1 protein-coding gene is annotated in these 457 nt (G+C 73.3%); it reads left to right on the forward strand.

Annotated elements, in window-relative coordinates; translation table 11 throughout:
* Positions 1-457 (forward strand): diguanylate cyclase domain-containing protein (locus AC066S_RS39325; protein ID WP_478271984.1); only part of this gene is annotated, 457 nt, incomplete at both ends.

Below are 457 nucleotides of genomic sequence, written 5' to 3' on the forward strand. Positions count from 1 at the left end.
AGGCGGCCCAACGCCTGCTGTCCTGCGTGAGCCCGCAGGACACGGTGAGCCGGTTCGGCGGCGACGAGTTCGTGGTGCTGGCCGAAGGGCTGCCCGGCGACCCGCACCGGGCGCGCGCCGAGGCCGGGGTGCTGGCCCACCGGATCTCCTTGGCCCTGGGCAGGCCGTACGCGGTGGGCGGCATGGGCCACCACCACAGCACGCCGAGCATCGGCGTGGCGCTGTTCGGCGCCCTGACCGGGCAGGACTCGGGCGTGGACGACCTGCTCAAGCACGCCGACCTCGCCATGTACCAGGCCAAGGCCGCGGGACGCGACACGGTGCGCTTCTTCGACCCGGCCATGCAGGAGGCCGTCATCGCGCGCGCGGCGCTGGAATCCGAACTGCGGCAGGCCCTGCAGTCCGGCGAACTCGTGCTGCACTACCAGCCCCTGGTGAGCGGCGACGGCACCATGCT

It is taken from the genome of Bradyrhizobium sp. CFUWI (assembly GCF_056429085.1).